The organism is Pseudomonas sp. QTF5, from assembly GCF_000512695.2.
In the GTDB taxonomy this organism is placed as follows: Bacteria; Pseudomonadota; Gammaproteobacteria; order Pseudomonadales; family Pseudomonadaceae; genus Aquipseudomonas.
Window position 1 is genome coordinate 20,001 of the sequence record NZ_AZRW02000044.1, and the last position, 25,899, is coordinate 45,899.

24 protein-coding genes and 2 pseudogenes are annotated in these 25,899 nt (G+C 60.4%); 11 read left to right on the forward strand and 15 right to left on the reverse strand.

Annotated elements, in window-relative coordinates; translation table 11 throughout:
- Positions 1 to 199 precede the first annotated feature (199 nt).
- Complete coding sequence (locus IC37_RS24920) at positions 200 to 1,294, reverse strand: DUF1615 domain-containing protein (protein ID WP_030131536.1); 1,095 nt, start codon at positions 1,292 to 1,294, stop codon at positions 200 to 202.
- Between the two features lie 186 nt (positions 1,295 to 1,480).
- Between IC37_RS24920 and IC37_RS24925 the strand changes: the two genes are divergently transcribed.
- Positions 1,481 to 3,010, forward strand: a complete 1,530-nt coding sequence (locus IC37_RS24925) for an FAD-dependent monooxygenase (RefSeq protein WP_030131535.1) — start codon at positions 1,481 to 1,483, stop codon at positions 3,008 to 3,010.
- 131 nt (positions 3,011 to 3,141) lie between these two features.
- Here the strand turns inward: IC37_RS24925 and hemB are convergent, their stop codons facing one another.
- From hemB to IC37_RS24940, 3 genes are all read right to left on the reverse strand, one after another.
- Positions 3,142 to 4,116 carry a porphobilinogen synthase gene (gene hemB / locus IC37_RS24930; protein WP_030131534.1) on the reverse strand — a complete coding sequence of 325 codons (975 nt, stop codon included), beginning with the start codon at positions 4,114 to 4,116 and terminating at the stop codon, positions 3,142 to 3,144.
- 244 nt (positions 4,117 to 4,360) lie between these two features.
- Positions 4,361 to 5,203 (reverse strand): PhzF family phenazine biosynthesis protein, encoded by an 843-nt coding sequence (locus IC37_RS24935; RefSeq protein WP_030131533.1) that lies wholly within the window; start codon positions 5,201 to 5,203, stop codon positions 4,361 to 4,363.
- Positions 5,204 to 5,226: 23 nt separating this feature from the next.
- Positions 5,227 to 5,934, reverse strand: a complete 708-nt coding sequence (locus IC37_RS24940) for a glutathione S-transferase family protein (RefSeq protein ID WP_030131532.1) — start codon at positions 5,932 to 5,934, stop codon at positions 5,227 to 5,229.
- A 294-nt stretch (positions 5,935 to 6,228) separates the two neighbouring features.
- On the opposite strand from IC37_RS24940, the gene IC37_RS24945 reads away from it, so the two are divergent.
- Positions 6,229 to 6,903, forward strand: a complete 675-nt coding sequence (locus IC37_RS24945) for a hypothetical protein (RefSeq protein ID WP_030131531.1) — start codon at positions 6,229 to 6,231, stop codon at positions 6,901 to 6,903.
- Positions 6,904 to 7,062: 159 nt separating this feature from the next.
- Here IC37_RS24945 and mnmH read toward each other — a convergent pair whose 3' ends face one another.
- Positions 7,063 to 8,166 carry a tRNA 2-selenouridine(34) synthase MnmH gene (gene mnmH / locus IC37_RS24950; protein ID WP_030131530.1) on the reverse strand — a complete coding sequence of 368 codons (1,104 nt, stop codon included), beginning with the start codon at positions 8,164 to 8,166 and terminating at the stop codon, positions 7,063 to 7,065.
- The gene (gene selD / locus IC37_RS24955) at positions 8,166 to 9,200 is read right to left on the reverse strand and encodes a selenide, water dikinase SelD (RefSeq protein ID WP_030131529.1); all 1,035 of its coding nucleotides are present in this window, start codon (positions 9,198 to 9,200) and stop codon (positions 8,166 to 8,168) included. Before selD ends, mnmH begins: the two co-directional genes overlap by 1 nt.
- A gap of 519 nt (positions 9,201 to 9,719) precedes the next feature.
- Between selD and IC37_RS24965 the strand changes: the two genes are divergently transcribed.
- The 3 genes from IC37_RS24965 (at position 9,720) to IC37_RS24975 (ending at position 12,286) form a co-directional block, all read left to right on the forward strand.
- On the forward strand, positions 9,720 to 10,676 hold the full coding sequence (locus IC37_RS24965; RefSeq protein WP_030131527.1) for a nucleoside-specific channel-forming protein Tsx: 957 nt from the start codon (positions 9,720 to 9,722) through the stop codon (positions 10,674 to 10,676).
- A gap of 24 nt (positions 10,677 to 10,700) precedes the next feature.
- Entirely contained in the window at positions 10,701 to 11,735 is a 1,035-nt protein-coding gene (locus IC37_RS24970; protein ID WP_030131526.1) for a purine nucleoside permease, read from the forward strand.
- A gap of 323 nt (positions 11,736 to 12,058) precedes the next feature.
- On the forward strand, positions 12,059 to 12,286 hold the full coding sequence (locus IC37_RS24975) for a DUF6555 family protein (protein WP_030131525.1): 228 nt from the start codon (positions 12,059 to 12,061) through the stop codon (positions 12,284 to 12,286).
- Positions 12,287 to 12,356: 70 nt separating this feature from the next.
- On the opposite strand, the gene IC37_RS24980 is transcribed toward IC37_RS24975, so the two are convergent.
- The 8 genes and pseudogenes from IC37_RS24980 to IC37_RS25015 all read right to left on the reverse strand — a co-directional run bounded on the left by IC37_RS24980 (position 12,357) and on the right by IC37_RS25015 (position 18,793).
- On the reverse strand, positions 12,357 to 12,515 hold the full coding sequence (locus IC37_RS24980) for a metallothionein (RefSeq protein WP_030131524.1): 159 nt from the start codon (positions 12,513 to 12,515) through the stop codon (positions 12,357 to 12,359).
- A gap of 94 nt (positions 12,516 to 12,609) precedes the next feature.
- A complete protein-coding gene (locus IC37_RS31045) occupies positions 12,610 to 13,431 on the reverse strand; it encodes a methyl-accepting chemotaxis protein (RefSeq protein ID WP_371916350.1) in 822 nt (273 codons plus the stop codon).
- Positions 13,432 to 13,467: 36 nt separating this feature from the next.
- A pseudogene (locus IC37_RS31050) lies at positions 13,468 to 14,292 on the reverse strand (cache domain-containing protein); the annotation flags it as partial.
- Positions 14,293 to 14,471: 179 nt separating this feature from the next.
- Positions 14,472 to 15,788 carry a Na+/H+ antiporter family protein gene (locus IC37_RS24990; protein ID WP_030131522.1) on the reverse strand — a complete coding sequence of 439 codons (1,317 nt, stop codon included), beginning with the start codon at positions 15,786 to 15,788 and terminating at the stop codon, positions 14,472 to 14,474.
- Positions 15,789 to 16,182: 394 nt separating this feature from the next.
- Complete coding sequence (locus IC37_RS25000; protein ID WP_030131521.1) at positions 16,183 to 17,496, reverse strand: sensor histidine kinase; 1,314 nt, start codon at positions 17,494 to 17,496, stop codon at positions 16,183 to 16,185.
- Complete coding sequence (locus IC37_RS25005; RefSeq protein ID WP_030131520.1) at positions 17,493 to 18,161, reverse strand: response regulator transcription factor; 669 nt, start codon at positions 18,159 to 18,161, stop codon at positions 17,493 to 17,495. Before IC37_RS25005 ends, IC37_RS25000 begins: the two co-directional genes overlap by 4 nt.
- 3 nt (positions 18,162 to 18,164) lie before the next feature.
- The gene (locus IC37_RS25010; protein ID WP_030131519.1) at positions 18,165 to 18,485 is read right to left on the reverse strand and encodes a PepSY domain-containing protein; all 321 of its coding nucleotides are present in this window, start codon (positions 18,483 to 18,485) and stop codon (positions 18,165 to 18,167) included.
- Positions 18,485 to 18,793, reverse strand: a complete 309-nt coding sequence (locus IC37_RS25015; RefSeq protein WP_030131518.1) for a PepSY domain-containing protein — start codon at positions 18,791 to 18,793, stop codon at positions 18,485 to 18,487. Before IC37_RS25015 ends, IC37_RS25010 begins: the two co-directional genes overlap by 1 nt.
- A gap of 161 nt (positions 18,794 to 18,954) precedes the next feature.
- On the opposite strand from IC37_RS25015, the pseudogene IC37_RS31055 reads away from it, so the two are divergent.
- The 5 genes and pseudogenes from IC37_RS31055 to codA form a co-directional block, all read left to right on the forward strand.
- A pseudogene (locus IC37_RS31055) lies at positions 18,955 to 19,041 on the forward strand (hypothetical protein); the annotation flags it as partial.
- A gap of 85 nt (positions 19,042 to 19,126) precedes the next feature.
- Positions 19,127 to 19,483, forward strand: a complete 357-nt coding sequence (gene queD / locus IC37_RS25020) for a 6-carboxytetrahydropterin synthase QueD (RefSeq protein ID WP_017736453.1) — start codon at positions 19,127 to 19,129, stop codon at positions 19,481 to 19,483.
- A 217-nt stretch (positions 19,484 to 19,700) separates the two neighbouring features.
- Positions 19,701 to 20,531, forward strand: coding sequence for an alpha/beta fold hydrolase (locus tag IC37_RS25025; protein WP_030131516.1), 831 nt, complete (start codon positions 19,701 to 19,703; stop codon positions 20,529 to 20,531).
- A gap of 264 nt (positions 20,532 to 20,795) precedes the next feature.
- On the forward strand, positions 20,796 to 22,067 hold the full coding sequence (gene codB / locus IC37_RS25030; RefSeq protein ID WP_030131515.1) for a cytosine permease: 1,272 nt from the start codon (positions 20,796 to 20,798) through the stop codon (positions 22,065 to 22,067).
- 13 nt (positions 22,068 to 22,080) lie between these two features.
- Positions 22,081 to 23,328: a cytosine deaminase gene (codA, locus tag IC37_RS25035; protein ID WP_030131514.1), complete on the forward strand. Its 1,248-nt coding sequence runs from the start codon at positions 22,081 to 22,083 to the stop codon at positions 23,326 to 23,328.
- 131 nt (positions 23,329 to 23,459) lie between these two features.
- On the opposite strand, the gene IC37_RS25040 is transcribed toward codA, so the two are convergent.
- A complete protein-coding gene (locus IC37_RS25040; protein ID WP_030131513.1) occupies positions 23,460 to 24,452 on the reverse strand; it encodes a DeoR family transcriptional regulator in 993 nt (330 codons plus the stop codon).
- Positions 24,453 to 24,621: 169 nt separating this feature from the next.
- Between IC37_RS25040 and IC37_RS25045 the strand changes: the two genes are divergently transcribed.
- The gene (locus tag IC37_RS25045) at positions 24,622 to 25,773 is read left to right on the forward strand and encodes an MFS transporter (RefSeq protein ID WP_030131512.1); all 1,152 of its coding nucleotides are present in this window, start codon (positions 24,622 to 24,624) and stop codon (positions 25,771 to 25,773) included.
- The last annotated feature ends 126 nt before the right edge of the window (positions 25,774 to 25,899 follow it).

Consider the following 25,899-nt stretch of genomic DNA (forward strand, 5'->3'; position numbering starts at 1 on the left):
TCTCTCTTTGTAGCAGCTGCTGAAGATTGCGCCCGAGTGCCTCATCAACAAATATCAATCAGTCAGGCGCAATCCATGTGGGAGCGGGCTTGCTCGCGAAGGCGGTGTGTCAGGCGACATCAATGCTGATTGTGCCGCCGCCTTCGCGAGCAAGCCCGCTCCCACAGGTTCCGCACACTGACTGGCATTAGTCTAATGTTTACCTCCCCGCGCGCTTCATACAGCGCTGATAACGCTCATCGACCCGCTTGGCGAACCACGCCGTGGTGAGTTTGCGGGTGATTTTCGGGCTTTGCAGCAGGATTCCCGGCAACACCGCACGGGGTAATGGTCGGCCTTCAGCCTGCTCGGCCAAGGCGAACACGCGCCGATACAGCTTGGTGTCCTCGAATTCGAGACTGTTACCCTCCTCCAATTGATCCCGAATGGTCAGGTTGCGCATGTCCAATTGCTTGCCGAGGGTGCGCACCGCCAATTCCGTGGTGCCCGGCATGATCGAGCCATAGCGCACCAGATCGCCATCCAGTGCCAGCGAGATGCCGGTCGCACGGCTTACCGCGTTCTGAAACGCCGCATTGCGGCTGGCGTACCAACCGGCATTGAAATCGGCGAAGCGATACAGCGGCTGCTTGTAGCTCACCGGATAACCGAGCAAGTGGGCAATGCCGAAATACAGGCCACCGCGACGCGTGAACACTTCGCGGCGAATCGAGTGGTCTACCGGGTAGGGATAATCCCGCGCCTGCTGCTCGGCAAAATCGATGCTGACCTGCATCGGCCCGCCGGTGTGCACCGGGTTGAAACCATCGAACAGCGTCCGCCCCATGGGCACCATGCCGATGAAATCATCGAAAATCGCGCTGAGTTCTTTTTCGCTGCGCGCGGCATTCAGCCGGTCGCTGTAACTTTTGCCATTGGGTGAACTTACCTGCAAGGCACCGCTCACCAGCAGGCCGGGAATGTGGGCCTTGGCGGCGCGGCGGTCGATCTCGTCCCGGGCAATCTTGCCCAGGCCTGGCACCGGCGGATCAGCCTGAAACGTCGATTCCTGCTCAGTGACCGCGAGTACCGAGCACAGGTTTTGCGTGGTCGGTGGAATATTTTGCGCGGCAAATGCCGCGTAGATGTCCGTGGCCCAGCCCTGGCGGTCGACTGTTTTGGCCGGCAGCAGACGCATGATCTCTGCCTTGACCTCGGCAGGCTTGCGGACCGGCGGTTCCTGAGTGCGTTGAGTACCGCAACCGGCCAGCACCAACAGTGCCGCGACGCTCATGATCAATCGATTGGCTTGCATGGTGCTCCATCAAAGTCCGTTGAGCCGGATTAACCATACGATCAATGGCATGGCGCAGGCTATGACTGTGACAGCCGCGGACTGTTCCCCTGCCCTGCTAAGGGAGTGGTTTTCCGTTGAGCAGCCGGGCGGCCGGTGCATCCGGGCTGAACCATACTTGATCCACATACCGAGGAGGGCAGGCTCATGAACCGTAGCGACGTGCTGATCATCGGCGCCGGTCCAACCGGGCTGGTACTGGCGCTGTGGCTGAGCAAACTGGGCATTGGGGTGCGGATTATCGACAAGACGTCGGCACCCGGCACCACTTCACGTGCACTGGCAGTACAGGCGCGAACGCTTGAACTGTATCGCCAGCTAGACCTCAGCGACACCGTTGTGCAGAACGGCCATCGAGTGGCCGCAGCGAACTTCTGGGTCAAGGGCGAACCGGTCGCGCACCTGCCGCTGAGCACCATCGGCGAGGGTCTGACGCCCTACGCGTTTCTGGAAATGTATCCGCAAGACGAGCACGAACGCCTGCTGATCGAACGCCTGGAAGCCTTCGGTATTACGGTGGAGCGCGACACCGAACTGCAAAGCTTCGAGGAAACCGGCGACGGCATCACCGCCCGGCTGCGCTTGCCCGATGGCCAACAGGAAACCTGCCAGGCCTGTTACCTCGCAGGCTGCGACGGCGCCCGGTCGATCGTGCGCAAAACCCTGGACACCGGTTTTCCAGGCGGCACCTACCAGCAGATTTTCTACGTGGCGGATGTGCAAGCTCGCGGCCCCACGTTCAACGGTGAACTGCATGTGGACCTTGATGAAGCCGACTTCCTCGCCGTATTCCCCTTGGCCGGCGAAGGTCGTGCCCGACTGATCGGCACGGTTCGCGACGAACGCGCCGACCGTGCCGAAACCCTCCAATTTGAAGACGTCAGCAGCCGGGCCATCGAGCATTTAAAGGTGCAGATCGATCAGGTGAACTGGTTCTCGACTTACCGCGTACATCACCGGGTTGCGGATCACTTTCGCACCGGCCGCGCATTTCTGTTGGGTGACGCCGCCCATGTCCACAGCCCGGCGGGTGGCCAGGGCATGAACACCGGGATTGGCGATGCGATCAATCTGGCCTGGAAACTCGCGGCGGTCTTAAGCGGTGGAGCCACGACCAAACTGCTCGACAGTTATGAAACCGAACGCATCGCGTTTGCCCGGCGATTGGTGGCGACAACCGACCGGGTCTTCAATTTCGTCACCGCCGAAGGGCGAGTGGCCGACTTGCTGCGCATGCGTGTGGCGCCATTTCTGATCCCGAAAATGACATCGCTGGAGGCGGTTCGGGAATTCATGTTTCGCACGGTGTCGCAGACCACCCTCAACTATCGCGGCATGCCATTGAGCGAGGGGGTCGCCGGCGACGTTCACGGCGGTGATCGCCTGCCCTGGGCCCACGACGGTAAAGGGGACAATTTCGAGTCACTGAAAAACCTGACCTGGCAGGTGCATGTGTATGGCGACACCAGCGACGAGATGATCGCCTGGTGCACCGAGCATCACCTGCCGTTGCAGGTGTTCGACTGGCGGCCGGCGTTTGAAATGGCGGGGCTCACCCGCAACGGGTTTTACCTGCTGCGGCCGGATACGTACGTGGCGATTGCCGACTACAGCGCCGATCCGAAGGTGATCGAGCGGTATTTCCGGGACCGTGAGATTCGGCCGTTCTTCGGCTGAACCCAAGAACGGCGAAGATCAAATGTGGGAGCGGGCTTGCTCGCGAAGGCGGCGTGTCAGTCACCATAAATATCGACTGTCGCGCCGCCTTCGCGAGCAAGCCCGCTCCCACAGTGATTATGTGGTGGTCTTTAGATCCCGGCCAGGGCCAGGTCCATCGCGAAGTAGGTGAAGATCAAATCCGCCCCGGCCCGTTTGATCGCCCCCAAGCTCTCGCGCACCACTCGGTCTTCATCGATTGCCCCGGCCTGGGCGGCGAATTTGATCATCGCGTACTCGCCACTCACTTGATACGCCGACAGTGGCAGACGCGAGGCTTCGCGGATGTCGCGGATGATGTCCAGGTACGCACCGGCCGGTTTGACCATCAGCGCGTCGGCGCCTTCCTGCTCGTCCATCAGCGATTCACGCACGGCTTCGCGGCGGTTCATCGGGTTCATCTGATAGCTTTTGCGGTCGCCCTTCAGCGCACTGCCGCCGGCCTCGCGAAACGGACCATAAAGCGCCGAAGCGAATTTTGTCGAATAGGCCATGATCGCGGTCTGGCTGAAACCAGCCTCATCGAGCGCCCGGCGAATGGCCTGGACCTGCCCGTCCATGGCCGCCGACGGTGCGATCACATCAGCGCCGGCCCGAGCGGCCGCCACGGCTTGTTTGCCGAGGTTGATCAGGGTCTGGTCGTTGTCGACTTCGTGGTGGTGCAGCACGCCGCAATGGCCGTGGTCGGTGTACTCGCAGAAACAGGTGTCGGACATCACGATCATTTCCGGCACGGCGTCTTTGGCGATGCGCGACATGCGTGACACCAGGCCGTTGTCGCTCCAGGTATCGCTGCCGCTGCTGTCCAGATGATGGGACACGCCAAACGTCATCACCGATCTGATCCCGGCCCGAGCGTAACGCTCGATCTCGCCGGCCAGCTTCGACTCGGGAATGCGCATCACCCCGGGCATGCTCTTGATCGGCACGAAATCGTCGATTTCTTCCTCGACGAAAATCGGCAGTACCAGGTCGTTCAAGCTGAACTCGGTTTCCTGGAACAGGCTGCGCAGGCTCGCATTGCGGCGCAGACGGCGTGGACGTGCTTCGGGGAACTGACTGGGCATGGGTCTTCCTGAAAAACGGCGGACAAGACGAAAGTCGTAGGGGCGAAGCTTATGCCCTGCAAGGCGCGGGGCACAAACCTCAGACGCGGAACAAAGCGTTACCGGTTCGGCAACAATCCCCGCATCCAGCACAGAACCCTGTGGGAGCGGCGGTGCGGCGATCCGACTTGCTCGCGAAGGCGGCCTATCATTCAACATTGATGTCGACTGACCCACCGCTTTCGCGAGCAAGCCCGCACACAGGTTAAATCGCGAGTACTCCTGTAATACACGTCACCACCGCACCGCCAACCCAGATCTCATCCCCCACCTGCTCGACCTGAATCCGACCGCCGCGGCCCATGGTCAAGCCTTGGCTGACGACATAAGACACCGGCGCCAGCCCTTCGCTGAGCAACCATTGGGCAATCCCGGCGTTCAGGCTGCCGGTGGCCGGGTCTTCTGGCATGCCGTCGCCAGAGATGAACGCACGCACTTCGAACTGCGCATCGACGCCATCGCGCTCGACGCACCACGGCGCGATGACACCGACGGCGAGGCCAAGCAGCTGCGAATGATCCGGCTGCAAGTCCAGTACCTGCTGACGATCCTCGACCATCACCGCCAGCCAGCCGGCACCGTTGTCGACCCATTGCGCCCGCACAATCGCAACTGGCGCCAATCCGAGGCCCCGCCGTACGCGCTCGACCAGTTCGGCGTCCACCGGGCCGGACCTGAGCAGCGGTGGCGCGAGAAACGCCAGCTCAGCGCCCTGCCGACGCACCCGCACCAGGCCGACGCCGCACTCCTGAATAATCTCCTCGCCCTTGGGCACCCCGCCGGCCTCGAGCCAGGCATGACAGGTACCAAGCGTCGGGTGACCGGCGAACGGCAACTCCTGAAGAGTGGTGAAGATGCGTACTCGATAGTCGGCCCGAGGGTCCCGGGGTTCGAGCACGAAGGTGGTTTCGCTGAGGTTGGTCCAGGACGCGAACGCCGCCATGCGCTCATCGCTGAGCCTGTCAGCGCCTAACACCACCGCCAACGGGTTGCCCTTGAGCGCGACGCGGCTGAAGACATCTACTTGCTTGAAATCGAATGAGCTCATTGCCGGCCTTGGTGATGAGGGATTCAAAGGGGTTGTTTGGGAATTTCCAGCCCGCGAATCACCGCCGGCCTTGCCAGAAAACGTTCCAGCACACGGGTGACGTTGGGGAAATTCCGGATACCCACCAGGTCACCGGCCTCATAGAAGCCGATCAGGTTGCGTACCCACGGAAAGGTCGCGATGTCGGCGATGGTGTAGCGCTCGCCCATGATCCAGTCGCGCCCTTGCAGACGCCCATCAAGGACCTTGAGCAAGCGCTTGCTTTCGTCGACGTAGCGATCACGGGGACGCTTGTCTTCGTAGTCCTTGCCAGCGAATTTGTTGAAGAAACCGAGCTGGCCGAACATCGGCCCGATACCGCCCATCTGAAACATCAGCCATTGAATGGTCTCGTAACGCGCCGCCGATTCCTGCGCCAACAGCTGCCCGCTCTTGTCGGCAAGGTAAATCAGAATCGCCCCTGACTCAAACAGTGCCAACGGCTGGTCTCCCGGACCATGGGGGTCGAGAATCGCCGGGATCTTGTTGTTGGGGTTCAGCGACAGAAATTCGGGGGACAACTGATCGTTGGTGTCGAAGCCCACACGATGCGGCTCGTAGGGCAGCCCGATCTCTTCGAGCATGATCGAAACCTTGACGCCATTGGGTGTTGGCAAGGAATAGAGCTGGATCCACTCCGGGTATTGGGCCGGCCATTTTTGAGTGATGGGGAATGCAGACAAATCGGTCATTAGGGGCATCCACGAGAAAATCGAAGTGAAGATCATAATGGGGACGGGGCGCATATGTGTACTGCGTCCATAAATCCGCAACATCCTGTCGATAACCTTTCTCGCAATCCGTCCAAGGTTGCCGCTAAAGTGCCAGGCACCGCGCTCGGATCGAACCAAAGGGCTTCAGAGGACTCTGAGCATTGCTCTATAGGAAACGGACCGGGTCAACGACATGGAAAATACCCGCAGCCATAAGCTCACGGGGTCAAGGTTTGTCAGCCTTAACCGAATACGCTGAAGATGACCTATTCGATGATGAATCCACTGAAATTCGCCCAACGCTTCAAACATCGCGCCTACGTCTTCCTGCCTGCCTTGTTGGCGGCCTGCGCCGTGTTTTTGTCGTTGGAGTCCAGCGAAAGCCGCGCCCAACCGGCGGACGGCACCCAGACGCTGGTGTTTTTACGCCACGCAGAAAAACCCGCCGGCGGCCTGGGTCAGCTCAATTGTCAGGGGCTGAACCGCGCCATCGACCTGGCCACCTTGTTGCCGGAAAAATTCGGCAAGGCCAACTACGTGTTTGCCGCCAATCCGACGCGCAATGTCGAGGAAGGCGAATTTGATAATTCCTACAGTTACATCCGCCCCCTGATGACCATCAGCCCCAGCGCAATCAAACTCGGCTTGCCGGTGAACATCAACTTCTCGGCCAACGACACCAGCGACCTGGCGGATGAACTGCTCCAGGACAAGTATCACAACTCGGTCATTTATACGGCCTGGTCCCACGGCTACCTGCCCGAACTGATCAACAAAGTCGCCGGGGAAGCCGTCGGCAAGAAACAGAACATCACCGATGACTGGGCATCCAGCGACTACGACTCGCTGTACGTGCTCACGCTGACCTGGCACAACGGCAAGGCCACCCTGCAGAGCCACAGCTACAAGCAAGGGCTGGATAACGGTCAGGAGACTTGTCCGACGTAAGCTGTGATCGTGGTGGCGCTTCGAGTTTTATAGTGCCTGTCACGGCCCCATCGCGGGCAAGCCCGCTCCCACAGTGGTTTGTGGTTGAACACAGATTTGTGATCGACGCTGCCCCTTGTGGGAGCGGGCTTGCCCGCGATTGGGCCGGCAAAAACAACATCAAAGTAGCTGTTTGCCACGCTCCCGCAGATACTCAAGTACTGCACCCTGCTCGCCCACAAACTCGATCCGCGTACCCTTCTTCTCCCTCTGAAATGCATACATCGGATCGTAATACTCACGCAGCAACCCTTCGATCCAGCCCCGGTGCAAATCCACCGCACCGCTGTTCGCCTGTTCTGCCAGTGCGTCGTCCATCAAGGTCAACATCCGCCGATGGCGTTCGCCACCCAGACGTTTCTGGACATTGTTCAGGCTCGCCAGCATCCGCTCGGAAAACAGCGCAAAGCCTTTATCGCCATGCACTTCAATGAACTCGGCGCACAAGTCCACTACGTAATCGCGCAGAATTCGCTCGACCCGCCCTTCCAGGCTGTCTTCCAGCCAGACCATCGGAAACTGCTGCATGCCCTGATAGAGCGGCAACGGTAAGGCGCAACTGCCAACCATGCGGCTCTCGTCTTCCAGCACGAACTGTTCGATACCACGGGCGCGCTTTTTCAACACGTCCACCGCCAGGCGGTTTTCAAAGTCGATGTTGGAGGGTTGCCCGGTGGCGCGTTTGCCGAAGCTGGAGCCGCGATGATGGGCGTGGCCTTCAAGGTCCAGCCCGTTGCTCAACTGCGTGAGTACCTCGGTCTTGCCGGTGCCGGTCATGCCGCCCAGCAAGATGAAATCACACTGGGTAATGGACTGGTCGAGCGTATCGAGCAAAAAGGTGCGCAGGGCCTTGTAGCCGCCACCGACCCGCGGATAGTCGATACCCGCTTCGTCCTTCAGCCATTGCTGAACGATCTGCGAACGCAGCCCGCCACGAAAACAATACAAATAACCATCTGGATGAGCCCGGGCAAAATCGGCCCAGGCCTGGATGCGCTCGGCCTTGATCTCGCCGGCCACCAATTGATGCCCCAGCGTGATGGCCGCTTGCTGACCTTGCTGCTTGTAGCAGGTGCCTATCCGTTGCCGCTCGAGGTCATCCATCAGCGGCAGATTGACCACGCCAGGGAATGAGCCCTTGAGGAATTCGACCGGTGCGCGGGTATCCATCATCGGCCGGTCGTTGAGAAAGATCTCGCGGTAATCGGTGAAGTCGATGGACATCAAAACACCTCTACCGCGTTGGTCTGTCGCTCAACCAGTTCGCCGATCGGCTCAAGGGCCAGACCGAGTTCGGCCGCCACCACCAAAAACTGTTCATTGCCCTCAGGCGTGACCGCAATCAGCAGGCCGCCGCTGGTTTGCGGGTCGCAGAGCACGCGTTTGTGCAACTCCTGGAGCCGGCCGACCTTGCTGGCGTAACTGTCGAAATTGCGCAGCGTGCCGCCGGGCACGCAGCCCTGATCGAGGTAATACTCGACACCCGGCAGGCGCGGCACACGGTCATATTCGATGCGGGCGGTCACGTTGCTGCCGTCGGCCATCTCCACCAAATGCCCGATCAGGCCAAAACCGGTGACGTCGGTCATTGCGGTCACGCCGTCGAGTTTGCCGAAACGGCTGCCAGGTTTGTTCAGGGTGCACATCCAGTCACGGGCCAGGCCGATGTCGGCATTGCGCAACTTGCCCTTCTTCTCGGCCGTGGTGAGGATGCCGATGCCCAAGGGTTTGGTGAGGTACAGCAAGCAACCGGCGGTGGCGGTGTCATTGCGCTTCATGTGGCGCTTTTCCACCAGCCCGGTCACGGCCAGGCCGAAGATCGGCTCTGGCGCGTCGATGGAATGGCCGCCGGCCAACGGGATTCCCGCTTCATCGCAAACCGAACGCCCGCCGCGAATCACTTCCCGGGCAATCTCCGGTGCCAGCACATTGACCGGCCAGCCGAGGATCGCAATCGCCATCAACGGATCGCCGCCCATGGCGTAAATGTCACTGATGGCGTTGGTGGCGGCGATGCGGCCGAAATCGAACGGATCGTCGACGATCGGCATGAAAAAGTCGGTAGTCGAAACCACGCCGCGTTCTTCGTCGATGGCATACACCGCCGCGTCATCGCGCGAGGCGTTGCCGACCCAGAGTTTCGGGTCCAGGTTTTGCGCGCCGCTGCCGGCCAGAATCACCTCCAGCACCTGGGGCGAAATCTTGCAGCCACAACCTGCGCCGTGGCTGTATTGGGTCAGACGAATCGGCTCGCTCATCGGGGGTGCACCTTGTGAAGTCAATGCCGAGGATTCTACAGCAACACCATTCCTACAGCGTCTTCACAACCCGCAGGAATAAGCGATCCATGTGGCGAGGGAGCTTGCTCCCGCTCGGGTGCGAAGCAGCCGCAAAACTTGGCGGACGGGGATTTTGAGTCACCGCATGAAAGGTTTTAGGGCCGCTGCGCAGCCCAGCGGGAGCAAGCTCCCTCGCCACAAAAGCTCTATTGCCTGTCCTGCCATAGATCGGGTTACTGATCTGACAGTCGACACCACTTTGGTGCATATCCCCCGCCAGATCCCCTTCGCCCTGAATTTCACTCCTTTTGATCATCCCCCCGGAATCCTTGACCAAAAGGACAGCAAAAATGCCAATTCCCTCTATTTTTCAGAGCATTGAACAAAACTGGTATGTCTTGTGCAAACGTTTGCGAGTCGCCGGTACCGGCCTGTTCGCCACCTAACCGCGCAAACCCGCACCACCGGGTTTTCGATCCGTACGAAAAGGGACTTTTAATGCATTGCATCTCCAGCCGCGTGACTTGCTCGCGCACCTTTGCTGTTTCCTTGCTGCTGGCCAGCGTTACAGGACTACTCAGCAGCCATGTTCTGGCCCAACCGGCCACCGCCGAAGAATCCGCCCAGGGCGAAGCCCTCAGCCCTGAAGCCAGCCCGCCGAAAAAAGGCGCCTACCTGTCGGACTGGTTCAACCAGGACCTGACCGTGATCGGCAGCAAAGACATCAGCTTCGGCCCGCAACCGGCCGACGACATCTACCTTGAATATGAATACTTCGGCCGCAAGGGGCCGTTCGAGTTGTACGGCTACATCGACATTCCGAAGATCTTCGACATCGGCAACAGCCATGACAAAGGCGTCTGGGACCACGGCTCGCCGGTGTTCATGGAGCATGAACCGCGGATTTCCATCGACTACCTGGCCGGCCGCAGCCTGGCCATCGGACCGTTCAAGGAATGGTACGTGGCGTTCGACTGGATCTACGACCACGGCAGCAACAGCGCCAACCGCGCCAACACGCTGTACAGCGGCCTAGGCACCGACATCGACACCCATTCGCGGGTCAACCTGTCGGCCAACTTCTACGGCCGCTACCAATGGGAAAACTACGGCGCCAGCAACGAGTATTCGTGGGACGGCTACCGCGCCCAGCTCAAATACATCGTGCCCATCAGCAGTTTCAGCAACGGCGCGTCGTTGACCTACATCGGTTTCACCAACTTCGACTTCGGCTCCGACCTGCACAAGGACAACCCGGCCCGCACCGCCAATGCCACCGTGGCCACCAACGTGTTGCTCTACGCCTTCACCCACTTGCGTTTCACCCTGGTCGGCCGTTACTTCCACAACGGCGGCAACTGGGACGACGGCAGCGAGTTGAATTTCGGCGACGGTGACTTCCGCGCCCGTTCCGACGGCTGGGGCTACTACGCCGGTGTCGGTTATCAGTTTTAAGGCTCATTTGAATCAGGAGGTTTTATGAAAGCAATAACCCGTCTTTCCCTGTGCGTGGGCCTGGCCTGCAGCACCCTGCTTTCTTCCGCCGCGTGGGCTGGCGACGCACCGATCCAGCCGAAAGTAATGCTGATCACCATGTTCGCCCCCGAGGCGCAGAACTGGATCGATCGTCTGGAACTCAAGCAGGAAGTCCGCGTACCGGGTTTGTCCGCCGAGTACCCGAATATTCGCTGCAACACCCGACAGGTGTGCCTGATGGTCACCGGCATGGGCCAGACCAATGCCGCGGCTTCTACCCTGGCCCTGGCGCTGTCGCCGAAATTCGACCTGCGCAAAAGTTACTTCCTGATCGCCGGAATTGCCGGCATCAGCCCACACCACGGCACCATCGGCACCACTGCGTGGGCACACTATCTGGTGGAGTTCGGCACCCAGTGGGAGCTGGACTCCCGGGACGCGCCGAAAGACTGGCCGACCGGTTATCTGGGCATCAACACCCAAGGCCCGAACGAAAAGCCACCGCTGGACTACAAGACCGAAGTCTTCGAGCTCAATCCGAAGTTGCAGGCCAAGGCATTCGCCCTGAGCCACAAGGTCCAGCTGAGCGAGAGCAAGGAATCGGCGGCATGGCGCTTGAAGTATCCGTCTGCGCCAGCCAATCAGCCACCGGTGGTGACCCAGTGCGACACACTGGCGGGCAATACCTGGTTTTCCGGGACGCGGTTGAGTGAACGGGCGGAAGTCTGGACCAAGCTGCTGACCAATAACGAAGGGGTCTATTGCACGACTCAGCAGGAAGACAATTCCACCTATGAAGCACTATTGCGCGCCAGCCGCGAGGGGTTGGTGGATGTCCGGCGCCTGGCAGTGGTGCGCGCCGGTTCCGACTTCGACCGGCCGGCACCGGGCCAGAGTGAGGTGGATAACCTGCTCAAGTACGCCGATCAGGGTGGGTTTGTGCCGGCACTGGAGAATCTGTACCGCACGGGGAATCCGTTGGTGCAGGAGATTTTGCAGAATTGGTCGGCGTGGGAGAAAGGTGTGCCTGAGGTCTGATCTGCCAACACATCTCCATGTGGGAGCGGCGGTGCGGCGATCCGACTTGCTCGCGAAGGCGGACTGACAGTCGACGTTGATGTTGAATGTGAAGCCGCCTTCGCGAGCAAGCCCGCTCCCACTTTAATCGGATTACGGCAACAATCCCAGGCATGCTCAAATCAGACGGCGCAGCCATAGACTAGGATCATTGGGGGGTCAGGAAGGCTCCATGATCATGAGGCGTCCGGCTGTCGCCAGTCACTGTCACCGTCCGACAAACCGACTGAATTTTCCCCGCGCCTCGCGATCCCTCTATAACTACAGGGAGGAATACAGGCTTTATGAACAATGCAAAACTTTTCGTTATTGAATACACCCTTCATGGCCAGCCCAAGTCTTTCATTATCCGCCTGGAAAAAATGGACAATGCAGAGGCTTGGCACTGGGCAAGTTGCGACGCAGGAATCGGCCGGATCCCGCGCTTTGGCCGTGAACGGGTGCAAAAGACCAGCAAACCGTTGGCGGAAAAATTCGGCATCGAGAATGTGACCTGGCGACCGGCCAGTTGAGCGTCAAAAAGGAGGGGAAAGATTCAAACCAAAGTGGAGCCTGGATGGCTCCACTTTTTTGGCTGAACAGTCAGTGTTGAGCACACTTGCAGCCTTTGGTGACGCAGGGTTCGCCGTTTTCGTGGTGCTTGGCGCAGGCTTCACAGCAATAGTGCTTGCCGTGACGCACGATAGGGTGTTCACCCAGCTTACAGTTGCATTTCGGGCAGTCGCAGGTACCGTCATTCATAAGTCTGACTCCGTGGTTAGGGTCGTCCGGGTGCGATGGGTGCGCACCGTAATACCAGTGTAGGAGTTGGAGTCAGTCCTGCCCGCTTACGACATCAAATGCGGAACTGCCCGACCAGTTGCCCCAGGCGTTGACCGAGGTCGGCCAGGCTGCGAGAGGTCTGGGCGCCGAGCTGGGTTTCGTCGGCGACGTTGTCCACAGCCACGGCAATCTGATGCACGCTGCGGTTGATTTCTTCGGCCACGGCGGTTTGCTCTTCGGCGGCGCTGGCAATCTGGGCGTTCATCGAGTTGATGGTACCGATCAACTGGGCCATGGCGTCCAGAGATGCCCCCGCCTCGTTGGCCTGGGCCGACGTACCGTCGCCGGCCTCGCTGGAGCGGCGCATGGCTTCGACTGCCGATTGGGTGCCGGCCTGCAAGCGGTCGATCATGCTCTGGATTTCCTGGGTACTGATTTGCGTGCGACTGGCCAATGCACGCACTTCGTCGGCGACCACCGCAAAACCACGCCCGGCCTCACCGGCGCGGGCTGCTTCAATGGCGGCGTTGAGCGCCAGAAGGTTGGTCTGCTCGGCAATCGAACGGATCACCCCGAGCACGCTGACAATCGATGACACGTCTTTTTGCAGGCTGTCGAGGGACACGCCGCTGCTACGAATGTCGTTCACCAGCGCATGAATCTTCACGATGCTACCGGCCACCACACGCTTGGCGGCCTGGCCTTCTTCGTCGGTCTGCTGGGCGGCGACCGCCGCGTTTTGCGCACTCTTGGCGACTTCCTGAGCCGCCGCCGACATCTCATTGATCGCCGTGGCCACCTGATCAGTCTCGTGACGTTGGCGTTCCATGGCCTGATCCGAGCGCTGGGCCTGATCGGAGACCTGATTCACCAGCCCGGTCAGTTGCGAGGTCATTTCAGTGATCTGGCGCACCAAGCCGTGGATTTTGTCGACGAAACGGTTGAACGAGCCGGCCAATTCGCCGAGTTCATCCTGGCTGGTGATGGTCAGGCGCCGAGTCAGGTCGCCCTCGCCCGCCGCGATATCGTCAAGATTGGCTTTCATCAGGTGCAGCGGACGCAGGATGGTGTTGGCCAGCAGCATCCCGGCGGCAGCGATCACCAACAGCACCACCACGGCAATCCCGACGATGCTCAGCACCACGCCTTGCATGCGTTCCTGGACCTTGGCCTCGACCACCGCCACTTGGGCTTCGATGCCGTCAAGGTTGACCGAGGTGCCGACCGCCATGTCCCACTTCGGCAGGTATTCGGTGTAGCCGAGCTTGGGCACCAGCACTTGAGCGTTGCCGGGCAACGTCGAGCTGTATTGCAGGTAGTGAGTCCCGTCCTTGGCGACTTTCACCAGGTCGCGGTTGACGTAAACGCCGTTCGGGTCGCGGTTGTCCTTGAAGCTCTGGCCCACGCCTTCGGGGCTGTTGGCCTTGAACAGGCGCACGGTGTTGGAGTCGTAGCCGAAGAAGTAGCCGTCCTTGCCATAGGTGATGCTCGACAGCAACTTGATCACCTGCGCCCGCGCCGCGTCATCGCCGGGGGCGGCCGCGTCGTAGAGCGGTTTGATCGTGGTCATGGCCACGGCGACGTAACTTTGCAGGGTCGCCTTGGCATCGCTGAGCAGGCGCTGACGGGTTTCGTCGACTTCCTTGCGGGCCTGCTCCTGCAGAATGAACAACGTGGTCAGGCTGATGACCAGCGCAAAGAGCAGCACCGGGAGGACGGCAAGGGACAGGACTTTAGCCTTCAGGCTCATGCGCATGACGTTCACTCTTTTGATTTTGTTGGCGTGGTTAAAGGCTTTAACGGCAGGCCAATTCAAAAGTTGAACGCGGTCATTGTGGGAGCGTGGCTTGCCCGCGATTCAGACGCCGCGGTTTATCAGGCACACCGCGTAATCGTTCATCGCGGGCAAGCCACGCTCCCACAAGGTAAATGTGGTTACAACACCATCGCCGCTACCCAGCCGAACGCCAGCAGCGGCAGGTTGTAGTGCAGGAAGGTCGGGACCACGGTGTCCCAGATGTGGTGATGCTGGCCGTCGATGTTCAGACCGGAGGTCGGGCCCAGGGTCGAGTCCGAGGCGGGTGAGCCGGCATCGCCCAACGCGCCGGCGGTACCGACGATGCACACGATGGCGATCGGGCTGAAGCCCAGTTGCACGCACAACGGCACGAAAATCGCCGCCAGAATCGGCACCGTGGAAAACGACGAGCCGATGCCCATGGTCACCAACAATCCGACCAGCAGCATCAACAGCGCACCGATGCCTTTGCTGTGGTTGATCCAAGAGGCCGAGGACTCCACCAGCGTCTGCACATGACCGGTGGCTTTCATCACTTCGGCAAACCCGGACGCGGCGATCATGATGAAGCCGATCATCGCCATCATCTTCATGCCTTCGGTGAACAGGTCATCGGTGTCGCGCCATTTGACGATGCCCGACACCGAGAAGATCAGGAAGCCCACCAGCGCTCCGATAATCATCGAGTCCAGCAGCAACTGAACAATGAACGCGGCGGCAATGGCCAGACCGGCAATCATCAGGCTCATTGGGTTGTACTGCACCGCGACCTGTTCGACTTTCTCGATTTTCTCGAGGTCGTAAACGCGCTTCTTGCGGTAGCTGATAAACGCTGCCGCCAGGCCAAACACCATGCCCAGCGCCGGAATACCCATGGCATGGGTGACATTGATGCCGCTGATGTCCACGCCACTACGGGCGACGTTGGCCAGCAGGATTTCATTGAGGAAGATGTTGCCGAAGCCCACGGGCAGGAACATGTACGGCGTGATCAAGCCGAACGTAATGACGCAGGCGATCAGTCGACGGTCCAGTTGCAGTTTGGTCAGCACATATAACAGTGGCGGCACCAGCAACGGGATAAAGGCGATGTGAATCGGCAAAATGTTCTGCGAGGCAATGGCCACCACCCACAGCAAACCGATCAGCAGCCATTTGACGTTTCCGCCACCGTTGGCGTGCTGGCGATCGACCATGGCCAGGGCTTTGTCGGCCAGTGCATGGGCCAGGCCGGACTTGGCAATGGCCACGGCGAATGCGCCGAGCAAGGCGTAGGACAACGCAACCGTCGCGCCGCCGCCGAGGCCGCTGTTGAAAGCTTTCAGCGTCGCGTCGATGCCCAGGCCACCGGTCAGACCGCCCACCAGCGCGCCGACAATCAGCGCGATTACCACATGCACGCGGGACAGGCTGAGTATCAGCATGATGCCGACCGCGGCAATTACTGCATTCATTGTTGTTACCTCAAAAGCAGCGCGGTGAGGCAATCACCGCCAAACGGAATGAGTCCGGCCGGCGGTCTGTAGGAGCGTCGCCAGCGGATGGAGAACAGGGTTTTATTAGAGGGCGCGCACTGTGCCGGACCGCTGCTGCCTTGTCAAAGCGAACACCCCGTTTGGACCGGGGACATGGTTTATCCCTCGTCACAAAGCTTCGGCTTACGACATAAAGAAAGCCCGCTCCCACAGGGTTAGTGGTTGTCCGCAAAACTTGCAGGCAACACAGTTCCAGTGTGGGAGCGGGCTTGCTCGCGAAGGCGTTGTGTCAGACGACATTGATATTGACTGTGCCACCGCTTTCGCGAGCAAGCCCGCTCCCACAGGTTAAGCAGCGTTCTTTGGATTGGTGTCAGCGCGTGGGCAATTCGATCATTACCTTCAACCCGCCCCACTCGCTTTCCTGCAACTTCAACACCCCACCCCACGTGTCGACGATGTCGCGCACGATGCCCAATCCCAAACCATGCCCATCAGTCTGTTCATCGAGCCGTGTGCCACGACTGAACACTTGAGCGCGCTGGTCTTCGGGAATCCCCGGGCCATCGTCTTCCACGCTCAATTCAAACCTGCCTGCCGTTTCGACCACGCTTAATCGAACCTCGGCATCTGCCCATTTGCAGGCGTTGTCCAGCAGGTTGCCGAGCAATTCCAGCAGATCTTCGCGATCCCACGGCAGTTGCAGACCGGACGGTGCGCGGTAGCTCAGGTCGAGGTGTTCGCCGTGAATCATGTTCAATGTGGTCAGCAACCCCGGCAGTTCCGCATCGCAATCAAACAGCGCCCCCGGCAGTGCATCGCCGGACAATCGGGCGCGGTTGAGTTCGCGATTCAGCCGTTGCTGAACCTGCTCCAGTTGCGCCTGCATGACTTTGCGCAGCTGCGGGTGAGCATCGAGTCTTTCGCTTGAAGCCAGGCTCAACAACACCGCTAACGGAGTTTTCATGGCATGGCCGAGATTGCCCAAGGCATTGCGCGAACGCTTGAGGCTGTCTTCGGTGTGGGCCAGCAAATGGTTGATCTGCGCCACCAACGGTTCCAGCTCCAGCGGCACTTCTTCGTCGAGTTGCGAGCGCTGACCCTGCTGCAACTGGGCGATTTGTTCGCGGGCCTTTTCCAGCGGGCGCAAGGCACGGCGCACGGTGATCCGTTGCAACAGCAAAATCAACAACAGCCCCGCCAGCCCCAACCCGAGGCCAACCTGTTGCATGCGCCGAAAGCTCTCGCGCACCGGGGTGTAGTCCTGGGCGACGCTGATGGAAATCGCCTGGCCCAACCGACGATAGTCCGAACGCAACACCAGTAGCTGCTGCCCTTCCGGCCCCAGTTGCAGGTTGCTGTGCAGGCCTGGGTGTTCGAGCGGTGGCAGTTCCTGATCCCATAACGAGCGGGAACGCCAATGGCTGTCAGCAAAATCGATGCGGAAGTAATGCCCGGAAAATGGTCGCTGATAGACCGGCGACAAGTGCCGCTCATCCAGTTGTAATCCCTGCGGACCACGCACCAGCGCCACCAGCAGGTTTTCGCTGTCATTGCGCAGCCCGGCTTCGAGGTAGCGCTGCAAACCCATTTCGAACAGCCACAGGCTGGTTTGCGCCAGCACCAGGCCGACAATCACCATCACGCTGATCAGACCCAGGCTCAAGCGACGCTGGATCGACCTCACTGGGCTTGCCCGCCGAACAGGTAACCCTGGCCGCGACGGGTTTCGATCACGCTGCGGCCGAGTTTGCGGCGCAGGTGGTTGACGTGAACTTCCAGCACGTTGGAGTCGCGCTCGGTTTCACCGTCGTAGAGGTGTTCGGCGAGGTGACTTTTGGAAAGGATCTGTTCGGGATGCAGCATGAAATAGCGCAGCAGGCGAAACTCGGCGGCGGTGAGCTGGATGTCGGCGCCGTCGCGGGTCACGCACTGGCGACCTTCATCCAGATGCAAGCCTGCGGCCTTGAGCGTCGGCTGATTGGCGTGACCGTGGGAGCGGCGCAACAATGCCTGGACTCGCAGGTGCAGCTCTTCGGGGTGAAACGGCTTGGTCAGGTAATCGTCGGCGCCGGCCTTGAGGCCTTCGATCCGCTCCGCCCAGGAACCGCGCGCCGTGAGGATCAGCACTGGAGTGGCCAAGCCGCCGGCCCGCCATTGCGCCAACACCTCGAGCCCCGGCAAACCCGGCAGGCCGAGGTCGAGAATGATCAGGTCATAGGGCTCGCTGCTGCCCTGGTACACCGCATCGCGGCCGTCGGCCAGCCAGTCCACGGCGTAACCTTGCCGGTTGAGGCCGGCCATCAATTCGTCGGCCAGCGGCACGTGGTCTTCCACCAGGAGCAAACGCATCGGTCAATCTTCCTTGTCTTTCAGTAAATGGCCGGTGGTGGCGTCGAGGTCCAGCTCACGCACCACACCTTCGGTGGTCAGCAACTCGACCTCGTAAATGTAGACGTCGTGCTTTTCCTCAAGCTCGGCTTCCAGCAGCTTGGCCCCGGGATAGAGGTCCAGCGCTTGCTGCAAGAGCTGCTCCAGCGGCAGGATCACACCTTGTTGGCGCAGGCGCAGGGCCTCGTCCTGATCCAGGTCGCGAGCCATGACCACCGAGCAAAAAGCCAGGAGCGCCAGCGCCATTCGACTGCTGGTGCGTCGATTTAAACCAAACACCTTCATTACGTATCCTGATGATCCTTGAGAACCTGCCCGCTGACGGCGTCCAATTCCAGGTCCCACTCAAGGCTCTGCGGGTCGCGCAGTTCCACCTGGTAGATGTACTTGCCGTACTCTTCTTCGAGCTCTGTTTCGCTGATTTTGGCGCCGGGGTGTTTGGCCAATGCCGTGGCGTTGAGCTGCTCGAAGGACACAATGGTACCAGCGTCGCGCAATCCAAGGGCTTCGTCGGGGCCGAGGTCGCGTGCGTGGGCGATGCTGGCGGCCATGGCGATGAGGGCGGCGGTGAACAGGGCAGTCAGGATTTTCATGGGGTGTCTCCGTATTTTTTTATGTGTTGCTACGGAGTCACCTTAGTGGTTCGAACTTAACTGAAACTGAATTGCCATCATTGGGGATGGCACCACGATATCGCAGACTGACACAAAACCTGCTCGCGATGACGGTGCCACATTCACCATTTTGGCCCGCGACGATGGAGGAAAGCCGTCGCCTGGGCGATGAGTTCCTTGAACTGGCCGCCAACGGTCGCCTTGGCGAGCGCTTGCTGACCCTTTAGTCAGTGTTTTGCCCAGCGCTCTGGTAAACTCGCCACCTGCCCCCATCGCCGCGGCGATCGCCACCTGACAGAGCTGAACATCACTGTGGAAATCTTCAAAGAATTTACCTTCGAATCCGCCCACCGCCTGCCCCACGTGCCGGACGGCCATAAGTGCGGTCGCCTGCACGGTCACTCGTTCAAAGTGGCGATTCACTTGAGCGGCGACCTCGATCCGCATACGGGCTGGATCCGCGACTTCTCGGAAATCAAGGCGATCTTCAAGCCACTCTACGAGCGCCTCGACCACAACTACCTGAACGACATTCCCGGTCTGGAAAACCCGACCAGCGAAGTGCTGGCCAAGTGGATCTGGACTGAATTGAAACCCCTGCTGCCGGAACTCAGCGCGATTCGCATTCATGAAACCTGCACCAGCGGTTGCATCTATCGCGGTGAGTAAGCCGAACTAAAGCACAACGAAAATCCCCTGTGGGAGCGGGCTTGCTCGCGAAGGCGGCGGCACAGTCAACATCGATGTCGCCTGACACGCCGCCTTCGCGAGCAAGCCCGCTCCCACAGGTGGAACTGCGTTTCGTCAGTGAATAGAGAAACAGCCTTCAATGGCTGTTTTTTTATGCCTATGCTTCTTGGCTCGCACACGCCAAGAGGACGCTCCCATGGCTGACTGGCCGCTGGCTCAGACCTATCGCTTCAACGGGCACTCCGTGCGCTACGCCGTACGTGGCGATGGCCCGCCGCTAGTGTTCGTGCATGGCACGCCCTTCTCTTCTTATGTGTGGCACAGGATTGCGCCGCACTTCATCACCACGCACCGGGTGCACTACTTCGATCTGCTGGGTTACGGGCAATCCACACAGCCGGACGGCGATGTGTCGCTGGGCGTACAAAACCAACTGTTGGCGCAATTACTGGAGCACTGGGGTCTGGAACGGCCAGACGTGGTGGCCCACGATTTCGGCGGCGCCACCGCATTGCGCGCCCATCTGCTCAACGGCAAGGATTACCGCAGCCTGACGCTGATCGATCCAGTGGCGCTGTCGCCCTGGGGGTCGCCATTCGTGCAGCATGTGCGTCAGCATGAAGCGGCGTTCAGTGGACTGCCCGATTACATTCAACAGGCGATTGTGCCGGCCTATATTCGCGGCGCGATCAAGCGTGAGATTCCCGATCATGAACTGGCGCCCTATGTGCAGCCTTGGCTGGGAGATCCGGGGCAAGCGGCGTTCTATCGGCAGATCGCGCAGATGGATGAACGTTTTACCCGCGAGATCGAAGGGTTGTACCCGACGGTTCGCTGCCCGGTACAGATTCTTTGGGGGGAGGACGATCAGTGGATTCCCGTCGAGCGCGGACGCATGTTGCATCAGATGATTGCCGGGTCGCAGTTTCACGCCATCCCCAAAGCCGGGCATCTGGTTCAGGAGGATGCGCCGGAGGCGATTGTGGCGGCGATATTGCGGTTTTTACCGCAACACGAATCCCCCTGAAAAAACCGCATTTAATGTGGGAGCGGCGGTGCGGCGATCCGACTTGCTCGCGAAAGCGGTGTGTCATGCAACATTGATGTCGACTGACATACAGCCTTCGCGAGCAAGCCCGCTCCCACATGAGTCTTGTGTTCCGTCAGGTGCACCGCTTTCGAGCCCTCTCCGGGCCAAATCCGCCTGCTCGTCTATAAATAACAACACCCTCGCGCCATTGGCACGAGCGCTGCAACACCCTCCGCGTCTCCATCCAGCAAGGAACGCCACATGACGCAGAACGATTCGGGCAACGATTACCCCCTCAGCGAAGTCCCGATGCATGCCCGCAAGGGACTTGCCTCCACCGCCATGGTGCTACTGGGTTTTACCTTCTTCACCGCGACCATGTTTGCCGGCGGCAAGCTCGGAGTGGCGTTCAGTTTCGGCGAGATGATGGCGGTGATTATCGTCGGCAATCTGCTGCTGGGGATCTATGCCGCAGGGCTGGGCTACATCGCTTTCAAAAGCGGCCTCAACTCGGTGCTGATGGGACGTTTCTGCTTTGGTGAAGTGGGCAGCAAACTCAGCGACCTGATCCTCGGTTTCACCCAGATTGGCTGGTATGCCTGGGGCACCGCGACTGCAGCTGTGGTGCTGGGCAAGTATTTCGAACTAAGCGAGGGCATCATTCTGGGCCTGATGGTGTTGTTCGGCCTGGGCTTCTGCGCCACGGCATACATCGGCTATCGCGGGCTGGAGATTCTGTCGTACATCGCCGTGCCAGCCATGATGTTGCTGCTGATGCTGTCGATGTGGGTCGCGACAGTAAAGGTCGGCGGTCTCGAGGGCTTGCTTGCGGTGGTGCCGACAGGAACGCTGGATTGGTCGACCGCTATTACGCTGGTGTTCGGCACGTTCGTCAGCGGTGCGACGCAAGCAACCAACTGGACACGCTTTTCCCGTTCGGCGCGGGTGGCGGTGCTGGCGAGCCTGATCGGCTTCTTCGTCGGCAACGGTCTGATGGTGTTGATCGGTGCCTACGGCGCCATCGTCTATCAGCAACCGGACGTGGTCGAAGTGCTGCTGTTGCAAGGCTTCGCCATGGCCGCGATGGCGATGTTGCTGCTCAACATCTGGAGCACCCAGGACAACACCATCTACAACTTCGCCGTCGCTGGCTGCAACCTGCTGCGCACCGGTCGGCGCAAAACCGTGACCCTGGCTGGCGCGGTGATCGGCACGTTGCTGGCGCTGCTGGGCATGTACGACATGCTGGTGCCTTACCTGATTCTGCTGGGCACGGTGATTCCGCCGATTGGCGGAGTGATCATGGCCGACTTTTTCTTCCGCTATCGTGGCCGCTACCCGCGCCTGGCCGACACACAGTTGCCCGCGTTCAACTGGCCGGGTCTGAGCGCTTACGCGGTCGGCACGGTCGCGGCATTCAGTTCGCCGTGGGTCGCACCGCTGGTAGGGATTGCCGCAGCCGCGCTAACGTATGTGTTATTGACCGGGGTACTGGGTGCCCGTACCGCCGACGCACCACTACAAGATCTCTAAAAGGATTCGCCTGATGCATATCATCAACGCCCGCCTGCGCAACCAAGAAGGCCTGCATGAGTTGCACCTGGAAAACGGCCTGATACACACCATCGCCCGGCAAACCGAAGCCCCGTCACTGGGGCCTGATGACCTGGACGCCGGCGGCAATCTGGTGGTGCCGCCCTTCGTCGAGCCGCACATTCACCTCGATGCCACCCTGACCGCTGGCGAGCCACGCTGGAACATGAGCGGCACGCTGTTCGAAGGCATTGAGTGCTGGGGCGAGCGCAAGGCGACCATCACCCAGGAAGACACCAAGACCCGCGCCAAGAAGACCATCCAGACCCTCGCCGCCCACGGCATCCAGCATGTGCGGACCCATGTCGATGTCACTGACCCGGAACTGACCGCGCTCAAGGCGATGCTTGAAGTCCGCGAGGAAAGCCGTCATCTGATCGACCTGCAAATCGTCGCGTTCCCTCAGGAAGGCATCGAGTCGTACCGCAACGGCCGAGAGCTGATGGAAGAAGCGATCCGCCTGGGCGCCGATGTGGTCGGGGGCATTCCGCATTTCGAATATACCCGCGATCAGGGCGTGAGCTCGGTGAAGTTCCTTATGGACCTGGCCGAGCGCACCGGTTGTCTGGTGGACGTGCATTGCGACGAAACCGACGACCCGCATTCACGCTTCCTTGAAGTGCTCGCCGAAGAGGCCCGCAGCCGCGACATGGGTTCACGCGTCACCGCCAGCCACACCACGGCCATGGGCTCCTACGACAACGCCTACTGCGCCAAACTCTTTCGGCTGCTTGGGCATTCGGGGATCAGTTTTGTCTCCTGCCCGACCGAAAGCATTCACCTGCAAGGACGCTTCGATAACTTCCCGAAACGCCGTGGCGTGACCCGGGTGAATGAGTTGCTCGAAGCGGGGATGAATGTGTGCTTCGGCCAGGATTCGATCGTCGATCCGTGGTATCCGTTGGGCAACGGCAATATCCTGCGGGTGCTCGAGGCCGGTTTGCACATCTGCCATATGCTTGGTTATCGCAATCTGCAAAGTGCGCTGGATTTGGTCACCGACAACAGCGCCAAGGCCATGAACCTGGGTGATCGCTATGGGCTGGAACAGGGGCGACCGGCGAATCTGCTGATTCTGTCGGCGGACAGCGATTACGAGGTGATTCGCAGCCAGGGGTTGCCGCTGTATTCGGTTCGCGATGGCAAGGTGTTGATGAAGCGGCAGATGCCGGTGGTGGAGTTTTGCAGCGATCTGAGCTGAGGTTCAGGTTGTTTGGACTGACGCCTTCGCGAGCAAGCCCGCTCCCACATTGGATTGCAGTCGCTCACAAATAGTGTGTCCACTGAAGATCCAATGTGGGAGCGGGCTTGCTCGCGAATGCAATCTGGAAATCACCCCATCAACCGCGCCGTACCAAACAACCTCACCCGACTCAACTCACCATCCAATTCTTCCAGCAAAATCGGCGCCGTGCCGCCAGGCATGGCCACCGTCACCTCCCCGGCTGCCACCCACCCCACCCGCCACGCCGCGCAAGCCACCGCACTGGCGCTGGTGCCCGACGAGGCGGTCGGCCCTTCGCCGCGTTCGAACACCCGCGCAACGATTCGCCCCTCGGATTCAAGCATCGCCCATTGCAGGTTCACCCCTGCCACACACGGCTGCCCTGCCCCGGTGGGCATGGCGTAAGCGATGCGGGTCAATCCGTCGGCCAACCCCGGTTCGCGCATCTGCGCGTTACTCGGCAACGCATCGGCGTCGGTCACCAACGTCACGCAGTGGGGATTACCGATTCGCACGAACTGGCTGCGACTCCAGGCAGGATCGAGCACCGACAATGGACGTACTTGACTGACTTCGCGCCCCTTCAACGTCACGGGTTCAACGCCTTGCGCGCCCACCGCTTCAGGCCCGAACGATGGCTGTCCAAGGTCCAGCCAGAACCCTTGCACGCCATCGATTTCAGCGGGTTTCACTGAAGTCTCCACCGGCGAAACCGCATCGCTCTTGTCGTGATGAACCCGCAGCGGACAGGCCTCTTCCTTCGGCATCAGCCCTTGTTCGCTAAGGGCTTGGGAAAAAATCGTCAGGCCATTGCCACTGCGCTCGGCCAGGGTGCCGTCGGTGTTGACGATCAGCAGGTCAAAAGGCGGCGACGATTGAAACGGCCCCACCAGCAGACCATCACAGCAATGCGCCTTGCTGCCGGGCGGTTGTGAACCGGGAGCCCAGCCGCAGAACGTCTCTATGGCCGACGACGCCCAGGCCTCACGGGTTTGCGCGGCATGGCCGGCCAGTTCAGGCAATTCGATACCGCTACCGCGCACGTTGTCCGGCGTCACGACCGCGTAGATATTGCCTCGAGCATCGTACATCCGCGTCATGGCGCCCCCTCTCTGTGAACAATTGATGCGTCGACGATATCGCGAAACAGCGGCTGGCTGTGCAAGGATGTCACCCTGCCTGACTGCGACCCGCCCGGACGAGGTGATCGAACCCTTTGCGGTTGTTCACTGTCCCTTGGGGACGCGACGTTTTTTGCCAAGGATCGATATGACCAACCTCAACACCCAAGCCTCCTTCGTCCCCGGACGTCTGGAGCAGATGTCCACCCGCATCGCCTTTTTCATCGCCGGCTTCGGCATCGCGGCCTGGGCGCCGCTGGTGCCTTACGCCAAGGCGCGGGCCGGGCTGGATGAAGGAACCCTCGGGCTGTTGCTGCTGTGTCTGGGGGTGGGTTCGATTCTGGCGATGCCCATGGCCGGGATTCTGGCTACGCGCTTCGGCTGCCGTCGGGTGTTGAGCGGCGGGACCTTGTTGATCTGTGCGGCGCTGCCGCTGTTGGCGACGGTGTCTTCGATTCCGGCGTTGATCGCCGCGTTGTTCATGTTCGGCGCGGGCCTGGGCACGGTGGATTCGACGGTGAACCTGCAAGCGGTGATCGTCGAGCGGGCCAGTGGCAAGACCATGATGTCGGGGTTTCATGGGTTGTTCAGCCTTGGCGGGATCGTAGGCGCGGCGGGTGTCAGCGCGCTGCTCGGCTTCGGGATGTCGCCGCTGGGGGCGATGCTGGTGGTGATCGTGCTACTGGTGGTGGCGTTGCTCAAGGCCGCGCCGCATCTGTTGCCCTACGGCAGCGAAAGCTCCGGCCCGGCGTTTGCCGTACCGCATGGCATCGTGCTGTTTATCGGCGGGATGTGTTTCATCGTGTTTTTGGCCGAAGGCGCGGCGCTCGACTGGAGCGCGGTGTTCCTGGCCCAGGAGCGCGGGATCGACACGGCGTATGCGGGGCTGGGTTATGCGGCGTTTGCGTTGACCATGACCGTCGGGCGTTTGACCGGCGATGCGATTGTCCGGCGCCTCGGTGCGACACGAGTGATTGTGTTTGGTGGCCTGACGGCCGCGGCGGGCCTGGCGCTGGCGACGTTTGCACCGAGCTGGGAAGCGGCACTGGTGGGGTATGCGCTGCTGGGCGCTGGCTGTTCGAACATCGTGCCGGTGCTCTATACCGCCGTGGGCAAACAGACCGTCATGCCGGAGAGCATTGCCGTACCGGCCATTACCACCCTGGGTTATGCAGGGATTCTCGCCGGGCCTGCGGTGATCGGCTTTATCGCCCATGGCAGCAGTTTGAGTTTTGCCTTTGGGTTGATGGCGGTGTTGCTAGTGGCTGTGGCGATTGGCGGGAAGGTGTTGAAAGTTTAAAAGCATCGCGAGCAGGCTCGCTCCCACAAGGAACTTCAGCGAACACAGCATTTGTGTACGGCGCAGATCCAATGTGGGAGCGGGCTTGCTCGCGAAAGCGTGGTGTCAGGCGACGGCATTATCGAC

Bases quoted from the DNA above. Each gene is read 5' to 3' on its own strand.
- IC37_RS24990 (WP_030131522.1), bottom strand. From the start codon at position 15,788: ATGAATGCAGTAATTGCCGCGGTCGGCATCATGCTGATACTCAGCCTG.
- IC37_RS25015 (WP_030131518.1), bottom strand. From the start codon at position 18,793: ATGAAAATCCTGACTGCCCTGTTCACCGCCGCCCTCATCGCCATGGCC.
- IC37_RS25040 (WP_030131513.1), bottom strand. From the start codon at position 24,452: ATGACGCGGATGTACGATGCTCGAGGCAATATCTACGCGGTCGTGACG.
- codB (WP_030131515.1), top strand. From the start codon at position 20,796: ATGACGCAGAACGATTCGGGCAACGATTACCCCCTCAGCGAAGTCCCG.
- IC37_RS24965 (WP_030131527.1), top strand. From the start codon at position 9,720: ATGCATTGCATCTCCAGCCGCGTGACTTGCTCGCGCACCTTTGCTGTT.
- IC37_RS24940 (WP_030131532.1), bottom strand. From the start codon at position 5,934: ATGACCGATTTGTCTGCATTCCCCATCACTCAAAAATGGCCGGCCCAA.
- IC37_RS25045 (WP_030131512.1), top strand. From the start codon at position 24,622: ATGACCAACCTCAACACCCAAGCCTCCTTCGTCCCCGGACGTCTGGAG.
- mnmH (WP_030131530.1), bottom strand. From the start codon at position 8,166: ATGTCCATCGACTTCACCGATTACCGCGAGATCTTTCTCAACGACCGG.
- hemB (WP_030131534.1), bottom strand. From the start codon at position 4,116: ATGCCCAGTCAGTTCCCCGAAGCACGTCCACGCCGTCTGCGCCGCAAT.
- IC37_RS24920 (WP_030131536.1), bottom strand. From the start codon at position 1,294: ATGCAAGCCAATCGATTGATCATGAGCGTCGCGGCACTGTTGGTGCTG.
- IC37_RS24980 (WP_030131524.1), bottom strand. From the start codon at position 12,515: ATGAATGACGGTACCTGCGACTGCCCGAAATGCAACTGTAAGCTGGGT.
- IC37_RS24970 (WP_030131526.1), top strand. From the start codon at position 10,701: ATGAAAGCAATAACCCGTCTTTCCCTGTGCGTGGGCCTGGCCTGCAGC.
- IC37_RS25005 (WP_030131520.1), bottom strand. From the start codon at position 18,161: ATGCGTTTGCTCCTGGTGGAAGACCACGTGCCGCTGGCCGACGAATTG.
- IC37_RS25025 (WP_030131516.1), top strand. From the start codon at position 19,701: ATGGCTGACTGGCCGCTGGCTCAGACCTATCGCTTCAACGGGCACTCC.
- IC37_RS24945 (WP_030131531.1), top strand. From the start codon at position 6,229: ATGATGAATCCACTGAAATTCGCCCAACGCTTCAAACATCGCGCCTAC.
- IC37_RS24935 (WP_030131533.1), bottom strand. From the start codon at position 5,203: ATGAGCTCATTCGATTTCAAGCAAGTAGATGTCTTCAGCCGCGTCGCG.
- selD (WP_030131529.1), bottom strand. From the start codon at position 9,200: ATGAGCGAGCCGATTCGTCTGACCCAATACAGCCACGGCGCAGGTTGT.
- codA (WP_030131514.1), top strand. From the start codon at position 22,081: ATGCATATCATCAACGCCCGCCTGCGCAACCAAGAAGGCCTGCATGAG.
- IC37_RS24925 (WP_030131535.1), top strand. From the start codon at position 1,481: ATGAACCGTAGCGACGTGCTGATCATCGGCGCCGGTCCAACCGGGCTG.
- IC37_RS31045 (WP_371916350.1), bottom strand. From the start codon at position 13,431: ATGACCTCGCAACTGACCGGGCTGGTGAATCAGGTCTCCGATCAGGCC.
- IC37_RS24975 (WP_030131525.1), top strand. From the start codon at position 12,059: ATGAACAATGCAAAACTTTTCGTTATTGAATACACCCTTCATGGCCAG.
- IC37_RS25010 (WP_030131519.1), bottom strand. From the start codon at position 18,485: ATGAAGGTGTTTGGTTTAAATCGACGCACCAGCAGTCGAATGGCGCTG.